Source organism: Bacteroides luhongzhouii (assembly GCF_009193295.2).
In the GTDB taxonomy this organism is placed as follows: Bacteria; Bacteroidota; Bacteroidia; order Bacteroidales; family Bacteroidaceae; genus Bacteroides; species Bacteroides luhongzhouii.
Genome location: NZ_CP059973.1, coordinates 2,872,842 through 2,896,995 on the forward strand (window position 1 = coordinate 2,872,842; position 24,154 = coordinate 2,896,995).

The following is a 24,154-nucleotide window of genomic DNA, read 5'->3' on the forward strand; positions in this document are numbered from 1 at the left end:
CATATTAATTACATGCCGGCAAATTGCTTGGCAAAGTCTACGATTTGTTTGAGAGCGTTGACGTCTTTATCTTTCAGGCAAAGGTCGATCTCGCTGATTTCTCCTTCTGAACTCATCGACAGATAAGAAACCTTATTGGCTAACTCAATATATGTTTTAACTTCCTGTCCTCCGAAACCTGCTACCATTTTAACAACAGGCAAGTCCAGTATTGCTTCAGCGTTGATTGCTACAAAGATGGTTTTTCCCTTCATATCCGATGTGTATGGAGCGTCTTTTATCGATTTGTCGGCAGCTTTACCTACGTTCTTGTAGAGTAACTCATCGTTGGTAGCATACATTTGTTTATCCTTGATACCGAAGAATATATTCATACCTTTTGTTTTGTAGACATATTCGTCCTTGCCAAGTTGAATGATATCTTCCCCTCTTTTCATTCCCAATGACTGCTTGTTCTTATAAATTGTTTCGAGGGCATTACCGTTTTTAACGTCAGCATACATCATGAAAGTAGGAGCACTGTTCATCGTTACGTTGATTAACCCGGCAGAAATATCACCATTGAATGAGCCGAACAACTCTTTTACTTCGTCTGCTTTGGCAATAGATACTGTATTGCGGAATTCTTTATTCTCGCTCAACAAATTATAAAGCCCTTCTCCTTTCACACCTACATTGAAGAACATCAGTGTGGAAGACGGGAAGTATTTAACGAAAGTGTTGTTTGCTTTTCCAAATGACTCCATTTGTTTTTTTATAAGAGCTTTCACGGCTTCGTTTTCAGTATAGTTTTCTGTTTTGAGGGCAATCTTGCCTTTCTCAAAATTCAGTCCTCCTACAAGAGTGATGTCCTCTGCTTTCACCTCGGTTGGTAACCCCATGCTTATCTGGTTGCGGTAGGTTGCAGGAATAGCTTCCATAGAAGCAAGGAAGTTAATATCACTTTTCTGCTTTTCCATTTTTTGGAAAGCTCCGGATTTTACAATGCTGTTATCTGCCGTCTGTTTCAACAGATTAGTGATGGCTTCTTTGGCTTTGTCAGTTTGAGTCGTTCCGCTTACATTAACAACCAGTACAGTAGAATTATTGAAAGCGAGCAAACCACCGTTCATCGTTGTAAAACTGTAACCGTCAGCTTCGCCTACCGGCTGGCAGATTTGTTCTTTGGCCATGACATCGAGTGAAGCATGAAGGTCGTCCTCATTGTTCACTTTACCTACAACAGTGGGGTAAGGGAAAGAAGAGGAAGAGAATACATAGAATGGAGATGCTACATCGATTCCCGATTCACCCGGATTCTTCATGACCTTTTCCAGTTGTTGGAAGGTAGCGGCATTCATTCCGCTTTTCAGTGCTTCCAGTACTTTTTGTTTTGCAGCTTCATTCTCTTTGTCATCCAATCCCGCTTTGCTAGCAAGGGATTTGAGGTTGATAGAGGCAACTACCGAAGCGTCAGCCGGTATCACATTGGTATATTCCGATGTTTTGGAACATGCTGCCAGAAAAACAATCAGTACTGCCAGTACCGAGAGTCGTGAAATCGTTTTCTTTGCCATACTTATGTTATTTAAAAGTTGTATAATCATTGATTCAGACGTTTCTTTTCATTATTGATTTTGTAGATTCAACGTATGGCAGGCCACTAGTGCGGCTGTTTCTGTACGGAGTCGTGATTTGCCCAAACTGATCGGAATAAATCCCTGTTCGATGGCTTTTTTCACTTCTTCTTCGCTGAAATCTCCTTCAGGTCCCACTAGGACAAGGGCGTCTTCTCCGGGTTTTAGGACATTCTTCAATAAAGGTTTCTCACCTTCGTAACAGTGGGCGATAAACTTCTGTCCTTTGAACTCCTGTCTGATGAACTGATCGAATTCGATCATTTCGTTCAATTTAGGCAGTCGTGCCTTGAGAGATTGTTTGATTGCTGAAATGAGAATCTTTTCAATACGTTCGGTCTTGATGACTTTACGTTCCGAGAAACGGCAGTTGAGGAAAGTCAGTTCGTCAAATCCGATTTCGGTAGCTTTCTCTGCAAACCATTCGTTACGGTCCATATTTTTTGTCGGTGCCATGGCGATGTGCAAATGGCACGGCCATAACGGTTCCTGAAAAATAGTTTCTTTGATCGTTACGAAACAACGTTTGTTGGTCGCAACAGTAATTTCAGCTTTGTAGAAGTTACCCTTACCGTCGGTAAGAGTGATTTCATCTCCGATGCCTAATCGCAGAACACGGGTACAGTGTTGTGCTTCCTCTTCGGGAAGTTCGTTGTTTTTCTGTATATCGGGAGTATAAAATACGTGCATAATATTACTTACTGATTTTTATTTCTTGAATTGATTTGGTCACGTATCCGGGCGGCTAATTCATAATTCTCATCTTTGATAGCCTGTTCCAGTGCTTCCTCAAGTGTTCTGGAAGTAGCACCAGGCAAATCATGTTCTTCTTCAGCCTCTTTGTCGTTGTCCGTTTCTTCAGAACGGGTTCTTGCTTCCGACGATATGTGAAGACATTCTTGTTCAAGAATCGATTCATAAATAAGGATCGGGCAGTCGGCACGCACAGCCAACGCAACAGCGTCTGAAGTCCGTGCATCGATACGTATAATCTCTTCGTCTTTTTTAAGGTAAATATAGGAGTAGAAAATACCATCCTTTGCTTTGTAAATTAATACACGTATCAGACTGGTACCCAATATGGTGAGGCTTGTTATAAACAGATCATGTGTCAACGGGCGGGGAGTTTTTACTCCCTTCAGGTATAAAGCGGTAGCCTGGGCTTCCGCGGGACCGATGATGATAGGCAGTTGCCGTTCACCGTCCACTTCGCCTAATAGCATAGCAAACGCGCCTACTTGCGCCTGGCTGTTCGTGATATTTATAACTTGTAATTCTACCTTTTTGTCCATCGTTCTCTTTTACTTAATTTGTTTTACTCTCCTGCTGGTGTTTATACTTGAATACCAAGGCAAACAGAATGCCGATCACCAGGGCATAAGCTGCGAATATCAGCCAGATGTCCATCCATTCGCGACTCACCAGTCTGCCGTCAGCATACACAGAGAATGCGTCAACTACCGCACCGCTGGCATATCCACCAATGATGGCTCCCAGTCCGTTGGTCATCATAAAGAATAATCCCTGTGCACTGGCACGGATAGAAGAATTGGCTTCCTGTTCAACAAACAACGAACCGGAAATGTTGAAGAAATCAAAGGCCATACCATAAACGATCATGGAAAGGATCAGCATCCATAGTCCCGATCCCGGATCTCCGAAGCCGAACAGTCCAAACCGGAACACCCAGGCAAACATACTGATCAGCATGACCTGTTTGATTCCGAAATGACGCAGGAAGAAAGGTATGGCGAGAATAAACAGTGTTTCCGACATTTGTGAGATGGATAGTAGGATTACCGAATGTTTCACTCCGAATGATTCTGCATATTCGGGGATGCTGGCAAAGCTACTAAGGAAAAGATCACCGTAAGTATTTGTAATCTGCAATGCCGCACCTAAAAGCATGGAGAAAAGGAAGAAAATAGCCATCTTCTTTTTCTTGAATAACACCAGCGCATCCAGACCGAAAGCGGAGAGCCATGATTTGTTTTCTGATTTAGCCGGTCGGCAAGCCGGGAGGGTGAAAGAATAAAGCCCGAGCAGTAACGCGGAAGCGCCGCCTACATAAAGCTGTGCACTTGAATTCTTAAATCCGGTAAGGTCGACCGCCCACATGGCACAGATAAAACCGATTGTCCCCCATACACGGATAGGGGGGAAGTCTTTAATCAGGTCACATTTATATTGTTCCAGTGCATTGTACGATACTGTGTTAGCCAGGGATAGCGTGGGCATATATACCAACAGGTTGAGTAACATTGCCCAATACATTTGGTCATATCCTGTTACGGTAGAAGCATAGAAGAGGCATCCGGCTCCTGCGATATGGCAAAGCCCGTATAAACGTTCTGCATTAAACCATTTATCGGCAATAATACCGATAATACCCGGCATTACCAAAGAGGCAATCCCCATAGTGGCGAAAATGGCTCCGATCTGTCCTCCTTCGAAATGGAGTTCTCTTCCCATATAGCCACCTAATGATATTAACCAGGACCCCCATACAAAGAATTGCAGGAAGTTCATAATAATCAAACGAACTTTTATACTCATGACTTTTTTTAATTTGTGTTTCTCTTCACGTTCATAAACCTTGCAAATATAATATTTTCGTTGAATAGGTGGACAAGTAATTTGATAAAAAGGGGATAAAAATGGCATAAATGCGAAGAAAAGAGGAGATTTAGTCGTGAAAAAACAAATCAGGGGGGTATAAAAAAAAGAAGGCTATCTATCCCAGACAGCCAATCTTTGTTAACCTTAAATCTAATACCATGAAAAACACGGTGCAAAGATATAGGGTTTATGTTATAGAACATAATGTTTTCTCGAAAATATTCCATTTGTTAACTCTAATTAACTTTGAATCTTCCATTTTTCTGTTACAGCCCTTCTGCTTTACCACAGAATTTGATTATTCTACATAGAGTACCAGTCCTTTCAGGTATTCTCCTTCGGGATGATAGATGTTTACCGGATGGTCGGCAGGCTGAGTCAGTTGGTGCAGAATGCGCACACTGCGTCCTGACATAGCTGCTGCGGTAAATACGGCAGTACGGAAATTGTCTTTGCTTACTACTTGCGAACAAGAGAAGGTAAACAGGATGCCGCCCGGTTTGATTTTCTCAAATGCTTTGGCGTTCAGTTTGCGATAACCTTGCAAAGCATTCCGCAGGGCGTCTTTGTGTTTGGCAAATGCGGGCGGGTCGAGAATGATTAAATCATACTGGTCGCCCATGCGGTCGAGATATTTGAAAGCGTCTTCGGCAAAAGCTTCGTGGCGGGAATCACCGGGGAAGTTCAGTTCTACATTTTTATTAGTCAGATCAATCGCTTTGGCAGAGCTGTCGACAGAGTGGACGAGCTTTGCGCCTCCGCGCATGGCATAGAATGAGAATCCGCCGGTATAGCAGAACATATTCAGTACCGAACGGTCTTTGGCATAACGTTCCAGTAAAGAACGATTTTCGCGCTGGTCTACGAAAAATCCGGTTTTTTGACCTTTCAGCCAGTCTACATGGAACTGTAAGCCATATTCTTGCGCGATATTATTACTGCTTCCTCCTTTCAGAAAACCGTTTTCGGGGAAAAGATCTGCTTTAAAAGGAAGAGTTGTTTCTGATTTATAATAGATATTCTCGATCTTGTCGCCCATTACTTCGGATAAAGCTTCGGCAATTGTCATGCGGTCTACGTGCATTCCTGCAGAGTGTGCCTGCATAACTGCAGTTTTGGCATAAACGTCAATAACCAGTCCGGGGAGATTGTCTCCTTCACCATGAACGAGCCGGTAAGTATTGTTGGTCGGATTGGTGGCGATGCCGATACTGCGACGCATATCGTATGCAATTTCCAGTTTACGTTTCCAAAAATCGTGATCGATAGGTTCCTGATGGAAAGACAGTACGCGCACAGCAATACTTCCGATTTGGAAATGTCCTTCGGCAATAAATTCTTTTTTTGAGGTGTATACTTCTACAACTTCACCTTCATCGGGCTCTCCGTCAAAACGAGCGATAGCACCGGAAAAAATCCAGGGGTGGAATCTCTTAAGAGAATCTTCTTTACCGGGTTTGAGATATACTTTATGCATAATATAGCCTCTCCCTAACCCTCTCCCAGGGAGAGGAGGATTGAGATAGTTTTGTTATTGGTTATTAATTACTTATTTTATTATTTATCACTTATCATTTATCATTTATCGTCTATGACTGCTGGTTGCTTATAGGGTCGGTAGTGACTTCTTCCCTTTCCTTGGAAGCAGGCGGGAGGGCAGCTATTTCCCAATCTCCTGTCTGTTTCAGCTCTTGCAACAGATTATAGATGTTGAGGCAAGCCCATGCATCCGTGGCGGCATATTGTTTCTGTCCGTCGCTCAATACATCAGCTTCCCAATTGGACAAGCGCTGTGATTTGGATATTTTTTCTTTGAATAAGATAGCATAAATCTTTTGCAGACTTTTGTCCTGTATGCCGAATTGGCGCACGTAGTCCTGTAATTCGATACAGCTTTGTTGAGTAAAAGGTGCGCGTTTGTGCAGCATCATAAAGTCATCTTTCAGTGAAAGTCCCACTTTGATTACAGCCGGGTTTTCTAATAAATCAACCAATGGCTGGGTCAATCCCGTCATATTGAGCCGGAATAGGAAACAACATTCTTCAGAAGAAATCTGGAGGAGTGCTACTTTGTGCGATTGTCCTTTGGTAAAGGAAGGACGCGTTTCACTGTCAATGCCTATCACAGATCTGGATTGGAGGTAAGCTACTGCTTTTTCCGTTTCAGCTTCCGACTGGATAACATAAATACGTCCCGGAAAAACAGTTTTCGGGAGTTCTTTTAGTTCATCTTTGTCTATGGTTCTTCTTACAATCATTTCTATATTTATTCATCATCGTGGCAATGGCAACCGTCTTCGTGACAGTGGCAATCATCGTTGTGGCAATGACAGCCTTCTTCTTCACAACAATCGTTGTCGTCGCTTGGTTCGTAAAATCCTTCTTCATTACCATTCTCTTGCTCCTCTTCTTCCAGCTGGTTGTATTTCACGTCATGAAGGGCGCGTAGCGTGTTTACCAGTTTCTGTCCCCACAGTGTGCCGAAGTTTTCCTGGCAGATAGCCAATGAATCATTCATTGTTTCGTTCAGTCCCAGTTGGAAGACAAATATGAAATCTTTAATATCCTGATAAATGTCAGCCAGATCTTCCGATATTGATTTCTTGATAGGTTGGTCGCTATAAACCATATCTTGCACGAATACGTCCAGATAATCGTCCTTGTCACCCATCAATCCTGAAAGATTGATACGCAGAATTTCGTAAATCTCTTCCGTGACATACGTTTCGGGCGCCTCGTCCCCGATCGTCTCACATTTGGGCAGCATAGATGCTTTGAGATAGAGTAGGGGGAGTATTTTTAATGATGTATCAACGAAAGTACTACGCTTCATGCGTTCGGCACGTTCGAGAAATGCACAAAATTCGGCGGCTACTGTAACGAACTCAATTACGTTCTTATCAAATATCGTTTGGCTTTCTTTTTCCATGATCTATATTGATTTGAAACGCAAAGGTAAGAAAAAGGATTGAATGAGCGTAGTGCTCGTTATTTTTTTATTATTTTTGCAGCTTAGAATCTCATTCCAGTTTTATAAAAAGAATAAAAGACTCATGGCAAAGAAGAAATTAGATAAGGAGGCGGAAAGCACTCCCTCTTCCCCCAGTAAAATTGTGGCTGTATGTAAGAATGAAACTGTTCATTTTGTGATTGGATTGATGCTGGTCATCTTTTCCGTTTACCTGTTGTTGGCTTTTTCTTCCTTCTTCTTTACGGGGGCTGCCGATCAAAGTATTATCGATAGCGGCAGTTCGGCGGATTTGGCGGCTGTTAATAATCAGGTGAAGAATTATGCCGGTTCACGCGGAGCGCAGTTGGCAAGTTATCTGATAAACGACTGTTTCGGCGTTTCCTCTTTCTTCATACTTGTTTTTCTGGCAGTGGCGGGATTGAAGTTGATGCGTGTACGTGTGGTCCGCTTGTGGAAGTGGTTTATTGGCTGCACGCTTTTATTAATCTGGTTTTCCGTATTCTTCGGATTTGCTTTTATGGATCATTATCAGGATTCCTTCATTTATCTGGGCGGTATGCACGGATACAATGTTAGCCGTTGGTTAATCTCGCAAGTAGGAGTGCCTGGTGTATGGATGGTCCTATTGATAACTGCTGTCTGTTTCTTTATATATATAAGTGCGCGTACTGTTATTTGGTTGCGTAAACTTTTTGCGTTGAGTTTCTTGAAACGCGAAAAGAAAGAGAAGGAAGAAATCATCCCGGAAGGAGAAGGCGATCAGGAGTTCACGACTTCCCAACCGCAAGAAGTGGAGTTCAATTTGAAACGGACATATAAACAGACACCTCCTCCGGCACCTGTGATGGATATACAGGCTGAAGAACCCGTGAAGGAATTCCCAGTCAATCAACCGGAGCCGGAAGATTCTCCTTTATCTGATGAAAGTGAAGGAGTGACTATGGTGTTTGAGCCGACTGTCTCCAATCCTGTTCCCGCTGTGCAGGAAGAATCTTTGGAAGAGGCGGAACCCGGGTTTGAAGTAGAATCTGCGGCTTCTGAAGAAGAATATCAAGGGCCGGAACTCGAGCCTTACAATCCCACTAAGGATTTGGAAAACTACCGTTTCCCGACTATCGACCTGATGAAGCATTTTGAAAATGACGATCCGACGATTGACATGGACGAACAGAATGCAAATAAAGATCGTATTATCAACACATTGCGCAGTTTCGGAATCGAAATCAGTACGATTAAAGCAACGGTAGGACCTACGGTAACTTTATATGAAATTACTCCGGAACAGGGAGTACGTATTTCCAAAATCCGTGGTTTGGAAGATGATATTGCATTGAGCCTTTCGGCTGATGGTATCCGCATCATTGCTCCGATACCGGGTAAGGGAACAATCGGTATTGAAGTGCCGAACAAGAATCCGAAGATCGTTTCCGGGCAAAGTGTGATCGGAAGCAAGAAATTCCAGGAATCCAAATATGATCTGCCTATTGTATTGGGTAAGACCATCACGAATGAAGTCTTTATGTTCGACCTTTGCAAGATGCCGCACGTATTGGTGGCGGGTGCAACCGGTCAGGGTAAGTCAGTAGGTTTGAATGCTATTATTACCTCCTTATTATATAAAAAGCACCCGGCAGAATTGAAGTTTGTACTGGTCGATCCGAAGAAAGTAGAATTCAGCATTTATTCGGTGATCGAAAATCATTTTCTGGCCAAACTTCCTGATGGGGGTGAGCCGATTATTACAGACGTAACGAAGGTAGTGCAAACCTTGAACTCTGTTTGTGTGGAGATGGATACCCGTTATGACTTACTGAAAATGGCACATGTGCGTAATATCAGGGAATATAATGAGAAGTTTATCAACCGTCGTCTGAATCCGGAAAAGGGGCATAAGTTTATGCCGTATATCGTAGTGGTTATTGACGAGTTCGGAGATTTGATTATGACTGCCGGTAAAGAAGTGGAACTTCCGATTGCCCGTATTGCACAGTTGGCACGTGCTGTCGGTATTCACATGATTATCGCTACACAGCGTCCGACTACTAATATTATTACAGGTACGATTAAAGCCAACTTCCCGGCGCGTATTGCTTTCCGTGTATCTGCCATGATGGACTCCCGTACTATTCTTGACCGTCCGGGTGCTAACCGCTTGATTGGTAAGGGGGATATGCTTTTCTTGCAGGGAGCTGATCCGGTACGTGTACAGTGTGCCTTTATCGATACGCCGGAAGTAGAAGAGATTACAAAATTCATTGCCCGTCAGCAAAGTTATCCTACTCCGTTCTTCTTGCCCGAATATGTGAGTGAAGATAGTAATAGTGAAGTAGGGGATATTGATATGGGACGTCTCGATCCGTTGTTTGAAGATGCAGCCCGGTTGGTTGTTATTCATCAGCAAGGCTCCACTTCATTGATTCAGCGTAAATTTGCGATTGGCTATAATCGTGCCGGCCGTATAATGGATCAATTGGAAAAGGCCGGAATTGTAGGTCCTACGCAAGGAAGCAAGGCCCGTGACGTATTGTGTATTGACGATAATGATCTTGAGATGCGATTGAACAATTTACAGTAACAGTTCGTTTATTAATCAAATGAGAAAGTACATTTTTAGTGTTTTAATAGCTTTACTGTCTTTGCCTGTGATTGCTCAACAACAGCAGTCGCAGGCTAAAGTCATTCTTGACAAAACGGCAGAGGCGTTTCGTAAAGCAGGTGGTGTGAAGGCTGATTTTACTGTAAAGGCTGTGACAAATGGCTTGGTAGAAGGGACTGAAAGTGGAATGATTCAGTTGAAAGGAGAGAAATTTGTACTGAAAACATCTGATATTATCACTTGGTTTGACGGAAAAACGCAGTGGAGTTATGTGACAAAGAATGATGAAGTGAATGTCAGTAATCCGACGCAGGAAGAGTTGCAGCAGATAAATCCGTATACATTTCTGTATATGTATCAGAAAGGATTCTCTTACAAGTTGGGGGCGACCAAAACGTTTCGTGGAAAAGCCGTTTGGGAAGTCGTTCTGACTGCCAGAGATAAGAAACAGGAGTTGGAACGTATCACTCTTTTTGTGACGAAGGACACTTATGAACCTCTATATATTTTGCTTCAGCAGCGTGGTCGGCAGACACGTAATGAGATAACCGTTACAAGTTATCAGACCGGGCAGAATTATACGGATCGTGTTTTTACTTTTGATAAAAAACAATATCCCAATGCAGAGGTGATAGATTTGAGATAACATGTTTTTATAACAAAACAATAAAGATAAATTAAAATGGCAGAAATAGAAAAAGTGAAATGCCTGATTATAGGTTCAGGACCTGCCGGATATACGGCAGCGATTTATGCAGGACGTGCTAATTTATGTCCGGTACTATATGAAGGATTGCAGCCGGGTGGCCAGTTGACTACTACCACAGATGTAGAGAACTTCCCCGGTTATCCGGAAGGTATCAGTGGTCCGCAATTGATGGAAGATTTGCGTGCACAGGCAAGCCGTTTCGGAACAGACGTTCGTTTTGGTATCGCTACGGCAGCTGATTTAAGTAAAGCTCCTTATAAAATAACAATTGACGGTGATAAAGTGATTGAAACGGAATCATTGATTATTGCTACCGGAGCTACAGCTAAATATCTGGGACTGGAGGATGAAAAGAAGTATGCCGGAATGGGTGTAAGTGCTTGCGCTACTTGCGATGGTTTTTTCTATCGTAAGAAAGTGGTTGCTGTAGTTGGTGGTGGTGATACTGCTTGTGAAGAAGCGGTTTATCTTGCCGGTCTTGCATCCAAAGTATATTTGATTGTCCGTAAACCTTTCCTGCGTGCATCGAAGATAATGCAGGAGCGTGTCATGAATCATGAGAAGATTGAAGTTCTTTTTGAACACAATGCGGTTGGTTTGTTTGGTGACAATGGAGTAGAAGGGGTAAACCTGGTGAAACGTTGGGGTGAACCGGATGAAGAACGTTATAGCTTGCCTATCGACGGTTTCTTCCTGGCCATCGGACATCAACCGAATACAGAAATATTCAAAGAGTATATTGATACAGACGAAGTCGGTTACATTATTACAGATGGTGATAGTCCTCGTACGAAAGTGCCCGGGGTCTTTGCTGCAGGAGATGTGGCTGATCCGCATTATCGTCAAGCTATTACGGCCGCGGGAAGTGGATGTAAGGCAGCTTTGGAGGCAGAACGCTATCTTTCTTCCAAAGGGCTTGTGTGATAAATATATCTTCGATATAAACGAATAAATGGCAATCACCTCATTCCGGTGTGATTGATTATCAAATAAAACGAGGGTGTCCATTACGGACACCCTCGTTTAGTTAAAGTTTTAGATTAGTATAGTTATATAATTTAAGAGAGAGATTTTTATTTCAGGAGTTGTTTTTCAATGATCTGCACATACTTTTCCGGCGTGGCACCAACCTCGATAATTGGTTTGCCGCCTACTGGGATGAAGAATAGCGTAGGTAATGCTTGTACGCTAAAGTGGCTGCATAAATCTTTTTCTTTATCAGCATTTACCTTATAGAATATAACTTTTCCTTTATATTTTTCAGCTAGTTTTTCCATTTCCGGAAGTAGACGCATACATGGACCGCACCATGTAGCCCAGAAATCAATGACTATCGGTTTGTCTCCATTATAAATGAAATCATTTCCTTTTCTGTAGTCGAAAATGTGTTCGAGAAAGAACTGGCGGGTAATTGGATTCAACTTACCATCTTCAACTTTGGTTTCCGTCACTTTAGCTTCCGCTTCCGGTATAGGAACCATATCGAATGGCTGGAAGTAAATTTTCTGATGAATATAGTCAATAGATATAATTCCGTAGTCCAGTATCTTTTTGCCTAATACGGAACGTTTCAAGAATGGGTTTTTCACTGCCATGGCATCTTCAATCTTTGTTTTTACAAACATCGTTTCAGGTAAGATGAGGCTTTCCTGTTCTTGATTTTCCTCTTTATATCCATTGGAAACTTTTTGGTTACTTCCTTTGGTATATTGTGTACTCCATGTATTGAAATCTGCTTCGGTAAGATTCACCAATCCTTCGCTCCACGTGTCCAGGACAAGAGAAACAGGCTTTCCTTGAATGTTTATCGGACATACTATTCCTAATCCCGTTATCAAGTTAAAATTTTCCCGATAGTTAAGTTTCATATAAGAAGGACGGTAGGGCTGTGTAATCGTAATTTTCTTCCGTTGCATGTCAATGGTTAATACAGAAGTGCGGAAAACAGCACCACTTAATACACCCATAACCCCTAGCTTGCGTAGATATGGTTCATCTTCCAATGCGAAGGCCGGAAGATCGTTGGCAAATGTATTTTTACCAATAGCTACTGTTGCCATTTCATATACCTTTCCGACAGGTACCTGTTTAAATACAAAATCTTGGTAAGAACTAAAAGTTCCTTTCTTTTCTGTATTGATGTGTAACTTCTTGAGAGCTTCAGGGAGTAGAGCGTTATGTCCTGATAAATCGAGGACAAAGTCAGCCACTTCACCATTTATGGTGGCTTCCACGATAATTTTTCCATCAATAGTTTTGAATGGAATGACCTCTGTCATACTGTTTTGTGTTTGTGCACTGATACCTCCTGTAATACAGAATGCAAGCAAACAGAGATACATTTTGGTTATTATTCGTTTCATATATTCTTTCTGTTTAAAGTTTATTTCTCTTTCCTGATTTCAATTCTTTTCTCTTGATTATCTTTTTTGATGATAATATAGCCGGTATCACCAGGTATAGCATTCATAATTTCTTCTACAGCCATTTGGCTCATTGGACAATCTTTCAGTGAAGTTCCGTTGATATTAATCACTTCGTCTCCGAAAGCAACTGTATCTTTCATGCTATTCCATATTGTGGTAATTTCGAATCTTTCGTTCCGTGGCAATATACTTACGTTCCAAAGAGCAGGAGCACCTCCCATGTCGATTTTTTCTTCTTCAAATGGGAGGAAGTAAAAACGTCTCCGCATATAATCGATAATTACTTTACCATACTTCAGTAGATCCACTCCGATGATAGTTCCATTCATGACAGTTGTTGTACTACCTACGTTCGTGAATTCTTTTCCCATGATATTGATGGAAGGTACAGATACTTTTTTAATATCCACCGGCTTGCCTAACCCTGTTATTCCGGCAGCTACGATACCATATCCATGATTGGTAAGTTGCGAAACGTCAGCCAGCCTGTTGTAATCTTCCGTAGAATAAAGTAGAAAGCCATTAGCACCTGTGTCAAACAGAACCCTTAAATCATTATTCCCTAATCGAACGTTGACGATGGAATGATGTTCTGTTTCATCCAACAAAGGAATTCCGTCTGTTACTTTTAACCTTTCGGGACGATACGGATAGTTGATAACCATTATTTTCGAACGGGAATCGAATGTTACAACCGATTGTGCGAAGGCATCTCCTCCAAGAATTCCGACAACTCCCAGTTCTGTGAAGAATGGACTTTTAGGTAGTACCATCGTTTTCAACTGTTTGATTTTATAGCTTTTTCCGATAGAAATATTCTGTACGTGGGCTTCCTGATAGTTGGAGCCTTGTGCATTCACATCAGAAATACGCATATATCCTGCGGCAGTAGCTTTCATTTCCGTTGCTGCATCATACATGGTCCCTGTTCTTCCTCCGGTATCGACGATGTATTTTACTTTTATGCCATTAACGGTGACGGGTATGATGATTTTCTCATGGATGAATTCATAAGGAATGGTATCGCAAACCTTATTCTGGATTTGCGCTACCATTTCTTGTCCACAGTTTAGAAATAATAGCAACCATAAGCCGGTCAGTATTCCTATTCTTTTCATATCATTCTTTTTTATAGATAATATCTTTTACGCCGGAAGCTGTCTGTATTGTAAGCTTCGTCTGTTTTTTCTCTTTCAATTCCGGTATTCCGTTCAGAATACTTTCGCAGAAGTCATATTTTTTAGTAGGCTTGCCATTAATTTTAATTACTTTATCCCCTACTTCTATCTTCCCCTTTGTACTGCTCCAGACGGTAGATACATATAAGTCTCCGTCTTTGACCGTCAAATCGAAGTTATTACATTGATTGTTGATCTCATTATCCGGTTGGAAAGCCTCAAAATAGAATCTTCCTCGCGGATAGTCGATGGTTACTTTACCGTATTCCAGCAACTTGACACCTAGTAACGTATAAGGGTGTTTGCTCGTACTGGTCGTCAAGTTACGAAATTTGGTGGCTCCTACTGACAACGTGGGGATATATACTCTATAAGAAGAAGCTTTCTCCGCTTGTCCGGCTACTCCGATGCTTCCTTCTCCATATCCTTCAGAAATGACTTCCAAAGATGCCTCCGGCTTAATTTTCTCAAAATCACTTTCAATAAGAGATAGCAGACTGGGACTACCTGTATCAAATAATACAGTAATGTTGCTGACCGGGGCTATCTGTACATTGACAATCGGCATGCCCCCTTCTTTTGTGAAATTCAGCATTTTCCGTAAAGATACCGTAGAGGGTTTTTCGGCAGATGTGACTATGATATTTTTTGTCTGCGAATCAATGCTGACAATGGTACTTGCAAATAAATCGCTGCCGATGATGCCGTCTACTCCAAAACATTCCCAACCTTTTACCTCATCGATAATCAGTGATGGGGCATGTTTAAAGTTAATAACATTATCGGGAGTCGTCAGGTTTTCTATCCGTGTAGTTTTGTAATAACTTTCCACGTTGTTCACATCTGTCACCTTCATCGAGTCTGTTGCCACTATTTGTAGTCCTTGGCAGGCTTTAGTCGTGAGAGCAGTGCGTCCTCCGGTATCAAAGATGAAAGGGCGTTCAGTGCCGTTTACTTTCATTTCGACAATCATTTTTTCGCCTACCATCCGATAGGGTATGGTTGCTTTATATTGTTGGGCGAATAAAGGGACCGCCATGCAAAAGGCGATGACGGTTCCAGTTAGACGAGTATACTTCATAGATTAATCTTTATTTGCTGACTTTTTCTGCTTCCAAGATTGCTTGATAAGCATTTACGATACCTCCGGAAATGCATAGGTCATCAAAAAGGAATAAATCCTGTGAAGGTCTATCGTCCACGCGGATTCCTTTTTCTACTTCAACACCTTTGCGTGAGGTGACGCTCTTTAATAAAATGTCACGGATTTGAGAACCGGTCAGTTTAGGGAAATAAGATTTCACAAGGGCGGCTACACCGGCTACAGTAGCTGAAGCCATTCCTTCACCAGTTCCTTTTTGGTAAGTATCGCCCATGTAGGAAGAATAAATATCCGTTCCCGGAGCATAGATATCGAGAGCCGTTGCACCGTAGTTCGTGTTCAGCACCGGATTACCTTTCTTGTCAGATGAAGCAACCACCATGAAATTGGTAAGCTCACCATCTTTGCTCATTTTCCGGTTCGGGAAAAATTCGCTTTTATCCATGTCTACTGATAGATCCCAAACAGGAACAATAACTAATGCTCCTTTCTTTTCTGCTTCTTTTAGTGCATCTGTTACCCATTGTTTTTGTTCTTCCGGATATAAAGAGTTTTGTTCCGGCAGTAAGATTACATCTGCTCCATGGTTTACTGCATAGCGGATGGCCAGTGCCATATCTTTCAGGTAAGGTTCTCCTTCTCCCGGGTGAATGCGCAAGGTCATGATTTCCGCATTATCAGCTATACCGTTACTTCCAACACCGTTGTCACGTTTGGCTGCGATGACACCTGCTTTCATTACACCTGTTGCTGCGTCTGATGTTAACAGTACGTTATTGCCGTAATGCGTGTCATTAATATCCATAGGATTGTCACCTACAATTTCTTTACGGTTGTCTGTGCCATATTTCTTTAAGGCATCTGCATAGGCTGCTTTAGCTGTCTCTACGCTTTTCTTTCCCATATTCTGATATACGGGTTCCCATTTGTCTGTATTATAGAGACTGAAGTAGTAGGCTGTAAACACAAAGGCAACTTCAGAAAGACTGTCTCTTTCTGCTTTGGGATCATAACAACTTTGGAAATCCTCAACGGTTAATTCTTTTCCCGGAAAACGTTTTTTCATGTCCTTGTCGAACTTTTCAACATATTCTTCTATAACATAAGAAAGTTGCAAGCCGCCATATGTACCTCCAATTCTGGATTCCGGCATAACCTTAAAACGATAGTAATTGTATTCCTCCATATTTTCCGGTGCGGGAACCTCCTGACGTTTTCCGTTAACGATTTTATAATATTTCTTTCCATCAAAGACATAATCAGCGTATTTGTCTTTGAGGCGGAAGAATTCACGTTCTCCTTCGCGTGTCAGAGCTTCCATTACCTGTCCGTCTTTGCCGCCGATGAAGTTCCATCCATTGATGTCGTCAACAAACCCGTTCTTATCATCGTCTTTCTGGTTCTGTTTTTCTTTCGGATTGATCCAGATAGCATGTTTCAGGTCCTCGTGTTCTACGTCCATTCCAGTTCCAATCAATGCAACAACCGGTCTTTTTTTAGCTTTCTTTTTGTTGGCTTTCAGGTAATCATAGGCTTTGTTTACTTCGGCTCCGTACACACTGTCCTGGTCGAAAGAGCAGTTAAACCAGTCCAGTTCGGATTGTTTCTTTTGTGTTTCTACCTTTTGTTTGACTAACTGGGCCGATGCTGCAATGCTGACAAAACAGCATACAATAGGAAATATAAGTTTCTTCATTGTTGGATGAGTTATAATTTATACAGTTTATTTATTTTCTAATTTTTAATATGGCTTCGCGCACTTGTTCACCTCGAACATTTCGTGCTGCAAGTTTGCCTTCTTTGTCAATGACTACAAGGAAAGGGATAGAGTAGAAGCCATAAGCATTCTGGATAGCACTTGGAGTTTTACTGTTTTTAGGGAATCCTGTCTTATCCCACAGCATCACCCACGGAAGCTTTTCTTCATCCAGCATTTTTCTCCATTTTGCTTCGCTGTCATCCAGCGAGACACTGATGAATTCCAAGTCATCAGCTTTCAGTTCGTTGTATATGGTTAGCATACTACGCATTTCTTTGCGACAGGGACCACACCAGGAAGCACAGAAATCCAGTACGACAATTTTTCCACGGAAGTCTTTCAAACTTACATTTTTTCCGTTGGCATCTATGAAAGTAAAGTCGGGACATTCTGCACCGATAATTTGGTGGGATAGGACCTCTACTCTGTTTACCAACCATTTGGCAGATAAGGACTTTCTGTCTTGCTCTGGTATCATGTCCAATAGCATTTTGTTGGATTGGTAATCATTTATATCTGCCAGATAGGCTAATGCAGCTGCCATGCTGGGAGTGAGTTTTCCTTTGACAGAAGTAGAAATCGTTGCTATATCCGGATCTCTTTCTGTGGGCATATAGGTTTGCAAGGTCAGAAACGGATCGATACCGGTGAATGAAAGCGAACTTTGTTCGGGGTTCTTTTCATCAAAGTAACCATTGATTGTTACCGGATTATTTTCCAGATAAATATTCTGTTCAGTTTCTCCTAAATAGAGTTTGTAGACATCAGGAATGATGTTTATTTCATTGGTACTGAATGTGCTGTTAGTACCGATGATACAACTTAATACAACGCCTTCATTCATATCTTTTATTTGCAAAGTCGTTGGTTTTAAGACCTTTATTCTTCCAGATATTTTCAGTCCATTATTTCCCCATACAGTGGCACCGCATAAGAGTAATATGATTAGCAATAGATTTCCTACTTTTGTCATTATTATAAGTTTATTGTTAATTATCAGAGTTCTTATTCTTCATCGGGAGTCTCCTGTATTGTAGGTAAAGGTAAATCCCAATCTTCCGGTCCGTTGGCTATTGCTTCCAGATCGATCTGGTATTTTTCTTTTAAATATTTCTGTACGAAAGCAAACTTTTCGGTGAGAAAAGGATATTTATCAGCGGGGTATACCTCTGCTAGTCGTGCTTGGTTATAGAACATGGAAAGATGCATATATCCTATAAAAGTCTCTTCATTGGTTGGAGGATAAGAGTTATTATCTGGTGTGCTGATACTACTGAATACATACGTGTTTACACTTCCCGGATATCCTCTGGTAAGATAATAGTTTGGGTCATCTTCCCTTCCCAAGCCTGCTATCAGATTGGTGACATGGTCGAATCCCACTTCAAATTCTTCAGGTATAATGATGTTTCCGGCTTTTACTGCTTTTTCCAATACGGGACCCAATATCATTTTCCGACGCCTGTCAAGTATTTCCCTGTCTGTAGGGATTAAATAAGGATCTCCGGGATTGTCTTCTCCAAACATACAAGTGCACCAAAAATCCAATCCATCGCGATTTTCGTGTATGGGTACAATCCAACTTGCTAGGATTACGCCTCCAACTTCTAATACGCTTTTACTATGGACATTGTATCCCAAATACCAATACATAGGCAGAACTTTAGAAGTGATCGGCGGATTCAAGTATGTAAAGATATGCTTTTTCATAAATTCGACATAGTAATTGGTCATTTCATCATTTACACAGCCTTGGCCTTCGTAGCCACTACCGTATGCTATACCTGTCCAGCTACGGTTGAAATCCTCCTTTTGCAAATCCTTATAAATCAGATATACATTATAGTCTTCGTATATTTGGGCGATGTCATCGTCCCAACTATTATTTCCTTGAGGTACCTTGAAGCGTAATTCAACGCCTCCTTCTGTAGGAGTCAGTGTGTCTTCTTCATAACATGAGGTGAATGCCATACAAGCAAGTAACCCCCATAAGATATATATATTTCTCATATTCATTTCCTTTGTTTAATTCATCAGATATATATTATTAACTTTCCCGTTTTGGAGCTAAAGGGTTTTGTTCCAGTTTCTTATTTTTAATCAAGACAGCGTCCGGTATAGGCATAGTATAGGAAGGGTCATTCTGTTTTAATGTATATACCTGTTCTCCCCATCTATGAATAATTTGTGGCATTCCGTAGCGTCGGAGGTCAAACCATCGTTGCCCTTCAAAACAAAGTTCTTTTCTTCTTTCATTTTTGATGAAAGTTTTGAGTGCATCGCCTGTCAATCCGGTCGGTTCAACAAATTTGTCGGGGTCATAACGTTTAGCCAGTAAGGTTTTTAAAGCAGAGAGTGCTGTACCTTCGTCATTATTATGAGCAGCTGCTTCTGCTAGATTTAAATAGGCCTCACCTAGTCGGAAGGATAAGGCAAAGTTTTCCGATCCACTAGGCTCACCTGTAGCCGAAAGTTTGTATTTACCGAAAGTAGTATAAGAGTCTTCATAGAAAACTTCATCATCTTTATTGAACTCTTTTGCTATATACTTTTCTTTTCTTAAATCTCCATCTTCAAAGCTTTCAATCAGGTTATCAGAAGCGATAAAAGCTTCTCTGTAGTAGGTGGTCTTACCAAAGTAACCTTCTTCCTCATACTCTACCGCCTGATCATTGAACACGGTAAGGTCTGAAACGCTTCCGTATAACCAAATAACTTCAGATGATTTTAAAGATGTAAAATTATAATAAGGCTCTGCCACTGTTGGAGAAGGGAGGTCGTTTAGATCTATTAAAGAGAAGGACCAGTCATTTATTACTTTATTGGCGTATATAGCTGCATCTTTCCAGTTTTCCATATAAAGAAAGACACGGGATTTCAATAATTGTATCATTGGAAGGCTGACCAGATAATTGGGCTCATATTGTTTATCTTTGCTCAAAGTAAGGAATAAACGTTCGGCTTCATTCAGATCGTCTACAATCTGGTTGTATACTTCCTCAACGGTGTTTCGTGTCATTAACAGTTGCTCTTCAGGGAGCAGGTTGCTGTCTAGTTTGAGCGGAACTCCTAAAGCTTGTTTGTTATAGTTGTATGGTGCTCCAAAATGATTGACTAACATAAAATAATAGAAAGCTCTTAATCCGAGGGATTGGGCTATTACATAATTTTTTTCAGCCTCCGTACCATTTACGTCACCGATATAGTCAAGAGCTGCATTTGCGCCTAAGATATAGTTATAGTATCCTTCCCAGATATTATGAAGATTGTAACCATTTCTTTCCATAATGAAAAACATATCCGGTTGCCATGTATAAACAGCTTGTTTGGCCTCTACATCTTTTAGAGAGTTAATACTAAATTCATAATCAGTTTTATGAAACTGAATATCATCATCGAAGAAACTAAGAAAGGCTAGCAGGCTATTACCTTTGTCTTGTCTGGGATAAGCGGAGCCTATCAGCATTTCTTGCAAAGCATTTGCATCTTTGGGAACATACTCACTTTGAGATTTAGGCTCTAGAAAATCTGAGCAAGAGGATAGCGATAGTAAGGCTATTCCTATTAGTATATATATAATTCTTTTCATTGTTTATCTTTTTATTTTTTAGAAACCAATGTTAATACCTAATGAATAATTCCGTGGAAGTACACTGTTGCTAACTTCCGGGTCGAAACCGTTGAAACGTTTGCTGGCGATAACGAAGATGTTATCCATGTTAAAGTTGAGTGATAGATTTTTCATATATATCTTTTCGCACCACTCGCGTTTCATTTGCCAGGATAGGCCGATGTTGCGACAGCGTAAGAAAGAACCACTGACCACCATAGCGTCAGATTGTTCCCATAATGGAATTCTATAAACACTCTCATTATTGGGCAATTCCACATAGGCCATACCTGCTCTGGGTAAAGAAGGAATAATTGTGTGTGCTTCATCTCCCGGTTCTTTCCAACGGTTCAACAAATCGCGGTTTATATTTGTATACGGATCTGGCATATAATACGAACTTGCGAACTGTTCATATGGCGATGGTAAACGTTTCTTGTTACCAAGTAGAAGTGAAAAACTTGTGTTTAAAGTCAATGATTTATAGCGGAAACTTAAGCTCAATCCACCGGTGAAATAAGGCTCTTTCTGACCAGAATATACCAGATAAGTAGTCGGATCGATTTGTCTGCTACGTTCTTCTTCCGGAATATCCAAAAGGTTGAATAAAGCTTCACCGGTTTTCCCGTCTAATCCGGCAAAAGAGTATGACCAGAAACTGCTGAGCGGATATCCTTCTTTTAGTACAATATCTGAACGCCCGCTTAAAAAAGAAGCTGCATTGACATCAATGTCTGTATGTCCTCCTTCATTCCAGTTCTTCGAAGCATTCAGGCTGACACTTAATGCGTAGTCTCGTTTCTGTATCGGGGTGAAAGTTAGTGTATATTCGATACCTCTGTTGTGGATAATACCACCGTTGCGTTTCATGGATGTTATTCCATATTCATAAGGTAATTCCAGCTCAACAATCGCATTGGAGCGTCGTGTATAATATTCCAAATTCATATAAAACATACTGAATAACTCCAGGTCTACACCGAAATTCCATGATTTGGTACGTTCCCATGATAGATTCGGATTTGGGATTTGGGAGATGGTAGACTGATATCTGTTGTATAGATTAGCTACTTTCCCCTGATTTAAAATCAAATCCGGACTAATGCGCGTTACTGCATTTCCTTGAATACCATAGGTGCCGCGGAAATTTAAGGTTGTTATCCATTTTACATATTTCTTCATGAAGTCCTCTTCTGAAGCTCTCCAGGAGAAACCGAATGAATAGGTAGGATCAATACGGTGATTAGCATCTTGACCGAAACGGTTGGAGGCATCATTACGTATGTTTGCATTAACGACATATCGGTTTTTGAGTGAATATGCCAATGTGGCGAATACGGAAAGGTAATTGTCTGTAGTATTGACCTTTCTCCATCCACCGTCATATATCTTTTTTAAAAGCCCCCATCCTTCGTCTTTAGAACCTGTAATAGGTGTAAAAGCTTGTGGAGTGGTTGGTAATGTTATTACTTCTCCTCTATCCGGGGCATATCCCCATACAGTATTGCTGACACTTTTATTGGTGGAAGAACGTAATTCCATACCTATTAAGGCATTAATTCGGTTCTCATTATTGAAGGCTTTACTGAATTGAAGTTTATTCTGAATGTTGTAAGAGTACTGCTGTGCGTTGTTTGTGAATAATTCACCACCAAATGGGAGTAAGGCTGCTCCAAACTCTTTACTGTTTGGTGAGACAGAGTTGAAATCATAGCCACGATATGCTTCAGCAATATAGAACGTTTGTTCGGTTTCCCAGGCTTCGTTCGTACTGTTATTATCAGAATATCCTCCGGTGAACTGGTAAGTCAACCAGTCCAGAATATTCCATTTCAAGTCCAATGAGGCTGACATAAAGCTTGATTTGGATTTTGATCCACTATTGTTCCGTTCATTTACGAAATTGTATGATAATGATTTTACTCCGCTATTGTATGTATATGTGGCGTTCTTTTGATAGTAGGCATCGGGATCTATTGAACGATTGGTAGTAGTAGCGTACCCCATAGGATTGACTCCCCCGGCAAAGCCATTATTCGTCGTTACGCTACCGTTAATCGTTGCATTTATTGTCAGTTTTTGTACCGGGCGTATGGTGATGGCAAGACGTCCGGTCATGCGTTCACTATCGTTTCCAATTTCCTGTCCTTCGCTATTGGAATATCCCATAGAAGCTGCATAACTGTATTTATTTGTCCCACCGGAAACACTTATATTATGGTTATGACTGAAAGAGCGGCGGGTTAGCAGTTTGAACCAATCCGTGTTTTGTGTTTCCAACACATTGCGTTGTGCCAAAAATTCTTCAGAAGATATATCATGCGACAGATACATATTCAATAATCCTTCATAAGTATACATTTGTTTGATTGGTTCTGCGCCATAAGGAGTTCCCCAGTTAAAAGCTTCTTGTGAGAATTGTACTCTTTCTTTGGAGTTCATATAATTAAACTGTCCATAGTTAGGGCGCGTACCCATTACAAAATTAGATGTGTAATTGACGCTTAGACGATCAGTCGTATTCTTTTTGGTTGTGATCTCAATCACACCATTCGATGCTTTCGAACCATAAATAGCGGTTGCGGAAGCATCTTTCAGAATACTGATGCTTTCGATATCAGCCGGATTTAACCAAGAGATTTGGTTACCGATGATGTTTTTTAAGTCCTCTGTCATTAAGGAAGATGCATTCAGTTCCAGCGGGTCTTCCTGAATAATGCCATCAACTACCCAAAGTGGATCCTGATTACCCAGCAAGGTACTGGTTCCACGGATTTGAATTTTCGGGGCAGTACCTACACGGCTACTTGTATTGGTGACAATCATACCTGCTACACGTCCCTGCAACATTTGGTCAATCGTGGTATACGAAGGCATTATAATATCTTTCGCTTTTACTGTGGTAATAGAACCTACCAAGTCACGGCGCTGAATATTCTGATATCCGGTTACAACTACTTCATCAATTTCTGTACTAGAGCTATTCAGAGTGACATTAATTGTTTTCTTTCCTGTATATCTTACGGTCTTTTTCTCCATTCCGATGAATGAATAAGTTAATATTAACCCTTCTTGCGCAGGAATATTAAAGGTATAATGTCCGTCCAACCCGGCGATGGCCCCGTGCTTTGATCCCCGGACGGTGACCGTAGCTCCGGGAAGTGCTTCACCGCTAGCGTCACGTATCCATCCGCTAATCGTGATTTTATTATTTTTTCTTTTCTTGATAACGATAGCGTTGCCTGACACTTCATAAGTCAGATTGGTCCCTTCCAGACATTCATCCAGAATCTCGGTGATCGTTTTGTTTTTTGCCCTTACACTGATATCAGTTACGTTAGCGATATCTTCTGTTGCATACATAAAGACGAACTTTGTGCGGTTTTGCAAGTACCAAATCGTAGATTCCAGGCTTTCACCTCGCAGATCAACGGAAATTCGCTGATTGTCTTGTGCTTGAATCATAAGTGAAGAGAGGGAGAATATCCATAAAAGACAGAACTTGACGAAATATCTGCTTACGTAAGATACCCCCTTTGATGAGGATTGTGTTCGTTTTTTCATAATG

At 41.2% G+C, this 24,154-nt stretch carries 18 protein-coding genes; 3 read left to right on the top strand and 15 right to left on the bottom strand.

Annotation, left to right across the window (positions count from 1 at the left end; genetic code table 11):
* Positions 1-8: 8 nt before the first annotated feature.
* The 7 genes from GD631_RS10255 to GD631_RS10285 all read right to left on the bottom strand — a co-directional run bounded on the left by GD631_RS10255 (position 9) and on the right by GD631_RS10285 (position 7,164).
* Positions 9-1,556, bottom strand: coding sequence for a DUF4836 family protein (locus GD631_RS10255; protein WP_143258123.1), 1,548 nt, complete (start codon positions 1,554-1,556; stop codon positions 9-11).
* Positions 1,557-1,607: 51 nt separating this feature from the next.
* Complete coding sequence (locus tag GD631_RS10260) at positions 1,608-2,306, bottom strand: 16S rRNA (uracil(1498)-N(3))-methyltransferase (RefSeq protein ID WP_143258124.1); 699 nt, start codon at positions 2,304-2,306, stop codon at positions 1,608-1,610.
* An 8-nt stretch (positions 2,307-2,314) separates the two neighbouring features.
* The gene (locus GD631_RS10265; protein ID WP_143258125.1) at positions 2,315-2,908 is read right to left on the bottom strand and encodes a bifunctional nuclease family protein; all 594 of its coding nucleotides are present in this window, start codon (positions 2,906-2,908) and stop codon (positions 2,315-2,317) included.
* A 13-nt stretch (positions 2,909-2,921) separates the two neighbouring features.
* Positions 2,922-4,172: a nucleoside permease gene (locus GD631_RS10270; protein ID WP_143258126.1), complete on the bottom strand. Its 1,251-nt coding sequence runs from the start codon at positions 4,170-4,172 to the stop codon at positions 2,922-2,924.
* A 361-nt stretch (positions 4,173-4,533) separates the two neighbouring features.
* Positions 4,534-5,712 (bottom strand): class I SAM-dependent rRNA methyltransferase, encoded by a 1,179-nt coding sequence (locus GD631_RS10275; protein ID WP_143258127.1) that lies wholly within the window; start codon positions 5,710-5,712, stop codon positions 4,534-4,536.
* 112 nt (positions 5,713-5,824) lie between these two features.
* Positions 5,825-6,493, bottom strand: a complete 669-nt coding sequence (locus GD631_RS10280) for a 3'-5' exonuclease (RefSeq protein ID WP_143258128.1) — start codon at positions 6,491-6,493, stop codon at positions 5,825-5,827.
* A gap of 8 nt (positions 6,494-6,501) precedes the next feature.
* Entirely contained in the window at positions 6,502-7,164 is a 663-nt protein-coding gene (locus GD631_RS10285) for a DUF5063 domain-containing protein (RefSeq protein WP_143258129.1), read from the bottom strand.
* Positions 7,165-7,288: 124 nt separating this feature from the next.
* Here GD631_RS10285 and GD631_RS10290 point away from each other — a divergent pair, with 124 nt between their 5' ends.
* From GD631_RS10290 to trxB, 3 genes are read left to right on the top strand one after another with little or no spacing between them, the layout of a single operon-like run.
* Positions 7,289-9,781 (top strand): DNA translocase FtsK, encoded by a 2,493-nt coding sequence (locus GD631_RS10290; protein WP_143258130.1) that lies wholly within the window; start codon positions 7,289-7,291, stop codon positions 9,779-9,781.
* A 19-nt stretch (positions 9,782-9,800) separates the two neighbouring features.
* Positions 9,801-10,448 (top strand): outer membrane lipoprotein periplasmic chaperone LolA1, encoded by a 648-nt coding sequence (gene lolA1, locus GD631_RS10295; protein WP_143258131.1) that lies wholly within the window; start codon positions 9,801-9,803, stop codon positions 10,446-10,448.
* Positions 10,449-10,484: 36 nt separating this feature from the next.
* Positions 10,485-11,435, top strand: coding sequence for a thioredoxin-disulfide reductase (gene trxB / locus GD631_RS10300; protein WP_074707523.1), 951 nt, complete (start codon positions 10,485-10,487; stop codon positions 11,433-11,435).
* Positions 11,436-11,584: 149 nt separating this feature from the next.
* On the opposite strand, the gene GD631_RS10305 is transcribed toward trxB, so the two are convergent.
* From GD631_RS10305 to GD631_RS10340, 8 genes are read right to left on the bottom strand one after another with little or no spacing between them, the layout of a single operon-like run.
* Positions 11,585-12,874, bottom strand: coding sequence for a thioredoxin domain-containing protein (locus tag GD631_RS10305; RefSeq protein WP_143258132.1), 1,290 nt, complete (start codon positions 12,872-12,874; stop codon positions 11,585-11,587).
* A 20-nt stretch (positions 12,875-12,894) separates the two neighbouring features.
* Entirely contained in the window at positions 12,895-14,055 is a 1,161-nt protein-coding gene (locus GD631_RS10310) for a pepsin/retropepsin-like aspartic protease family protein (RefSeq protein ID WP_143258133.1), read from the bottom strand.
* Between the two features lies 1 nt (position 14,056).
* Positions 14,057-15,196, bottom strand: a complete 1,140-nt coding sequence (locus GD631_RS10315) for an aspartyl protease family protein (protein ID WP_143258134.1) — start codon at positions 15,194-15,196, stop codon at positions 14,057-14,059.
* Between the two features lie 10 nt (positions 15,197-15,206).
* Positions 15,207-16,913, bottom strand: a complete 1,707-nt coding sequence (locus tag GD631_RS10320; RefSeq protein WP_143258135.1) for a S8 family serine peptidase — start codon at positions 16,911-16,913, stop codon at positions 15,207-15,209.
* 31 nt (positions 16,914-16,944) lie between these two features.
* Entirely contained in the window at positions 16,945-17,949 is a 1,005-nt protein-coding gene (locus GD631_RS10325; protein ID WP_143258136.1) for a peroxiredoxin family protein, read from the bottom strand.
* Between the two features lie 32 nt (positions 17,950-17,981).
* Positions 17,982-18,992 (bottom strand): hypothetical protein, encoded by a 1,011-nt coding sequence (locus GD631_RS10330; RefSeq protein ID WP_143258137.1) that lies wholly within the window; start codon positions 18,990-18,992, stop codon positions 17,982-17,984.
* Positions 18,993-19,023: 31 nt separating this feature from the next.
* Positions 19,024-20,565 (bottom strand): RagB/SusD family nutrient uptake outer membrane protein, encoded by a 1,542-nt coding sequence (locus tag GD631_RS10335; protein WP_143258138.1) that lies wholly within the window; start codon positions 20,563-20,565, stop codon positions 19,024-19,026.
* 18 nt (positions 20,566-20,583) lie between these two features.
* Positions 20,584-24,150, bottom strand: coding sequence for a SusC/RagA family TonB-linked outer membrane protein (locus GD631_RS10340; protein ID WP_185911435.1), 3,567 nt, complete (start codon positions 24,148-24,150; stop codon positions 20,584-20,586).
* Positions 24,151-24,154 lie beyond the last annotated feature (4 nt).

What these genes read in the sequence shown, in the direction of transcription:
- GD631_RS10290 (WP_143258130.1), top strand. Translation starts at nt 7,289, where the DNA reads ATGGCAAAGAAGAAATTAGATAAGGAGGCGGAAAGCACTCCCTCTTCC.
- trxB (WP_074707523.1), top strand. Translation starts at nt 10,485, where the DNA reads ATGGCAGAAATAGAAAAAGTGAAATGCCTGATTATAGGTTCAGGACCT.
- lolA1 (WP_143258131.1), top strand. Translation starts at nt 9,801, where the DNA reads ATGAGAAAGTACATTTTTAGTGTTTTAATAGCTTTACTGTCTTTGCCT.
- GD631_RS10260 (WP_143258124.1), bottom strand. Translation starts at nt 2,306, where the DNA reads ATGCACGTATTTTATACTCCCGATATACAGAAAAACAACGAACTTCCC.
- GD631_RS10325 (WP_143258136.1), bottom strand. Translation starts at nt 17,949, where the DNA reads ATGACAAAAGTAGGAAATCTATTGCTAATCATATTACTCTTATGCGGT.
- GD631_RS10275 (WP_143258127.1), bottom strand. Translation starts at nt 5,712, where the DNA reads ATGCATAAAGTATATCTCAAACCCGGTAAAGAAGATTCTCTTAAGAGA.
- GD631_RS10305 (WP_143258132.1), bottom strand. Translation starts at nt 12,874, where the DNA reads ATGAAACGAATAATAACCAAAATGTATCTCTGTTTGCTTGCATTCTGT.
- GD631_RS10255 (WP_143258123.1), bottom strand. Translation starts at nt 1,556, where the DNA reads ATGGCAAAGAAAACGATTTCACGACTCTCGGTACTGGCAGTACTGATT.
- GD631_RS10340 (WP_185911435.1), bottom strand. Translation starts at nt 24,150, where the DNA reads ATGAAAAAACGAACACAATCCTCATCAAAGGGGGTATCTTACGTAAGC.
- GD631_RS10310 (WP_143258133.1), bottom strand. Translation starts at nt 14,055, where the DNA reads ATGAAAAGAATAGGAATACTGACCGGCTTATGGTTGCTATTATTTCTA.
- GD631_RS10270 (WP_143258126.1), bottom strand. Translation starts at nt 4,172, where the DNA reads ATGAGTATAAAAGTTCGTTTGATTATTATGAACTTCCTGCAATTCTTT.
- GD631_RS10330 (WP_143258137.1), bottom strand. Translation starts at nt 18,992, where the DNA reads ATGAATATGAGAAATATATATATCTTATGGGGGTTACTTGCTTGTATG.
- GD631_RS10335 (WP_143258138.1), bottom strand. Translation starts at nt 20,565, where the DNA reads ATGAAAAGAATTATATATATACTAATAGGAATAGCCTTACTATCGCTA.
- GD631_RS10265 (WP_143258125.1), bottom strand. Translation starts at nt 2,908, where the DNA reads ATGGACAAAAAGGTAGAATTACAAGTTATAAATATCACGAACAGCCAG.
- GD631_RS10320 (WP_143258135.1), bottom strand. Translation starts at nt 16,913, where the DNA reads ATGAAGAAACTTATATTTCCTATTGTATGCTGTTTTGTCAGCATTGCA.
- GD631_RS10280 (WP_143258128.1), bottom strand. Translation starts at nt 6,493, where the DNA reads ATGATTGTAAGAAGAACCATAGACAAAGATGAACTAAAAGAACTCCCG.
- GD631_RS10315 (WP_143258134.1), bottom strand. Translation starts at nt 15,196, where the DNA reads ATGAAGTATACTCGTCTAACTGGAACCGTCATCGCCTTTTGCATGGCG.
- GD631_RS10285 (WP_143258129.1), bottom strand. Translation starts at nt 7,164, where the DNA reads ATGGAAAAAGAAAGCCAAACGATATTTGATAAGAACGTAATTGAGTTC.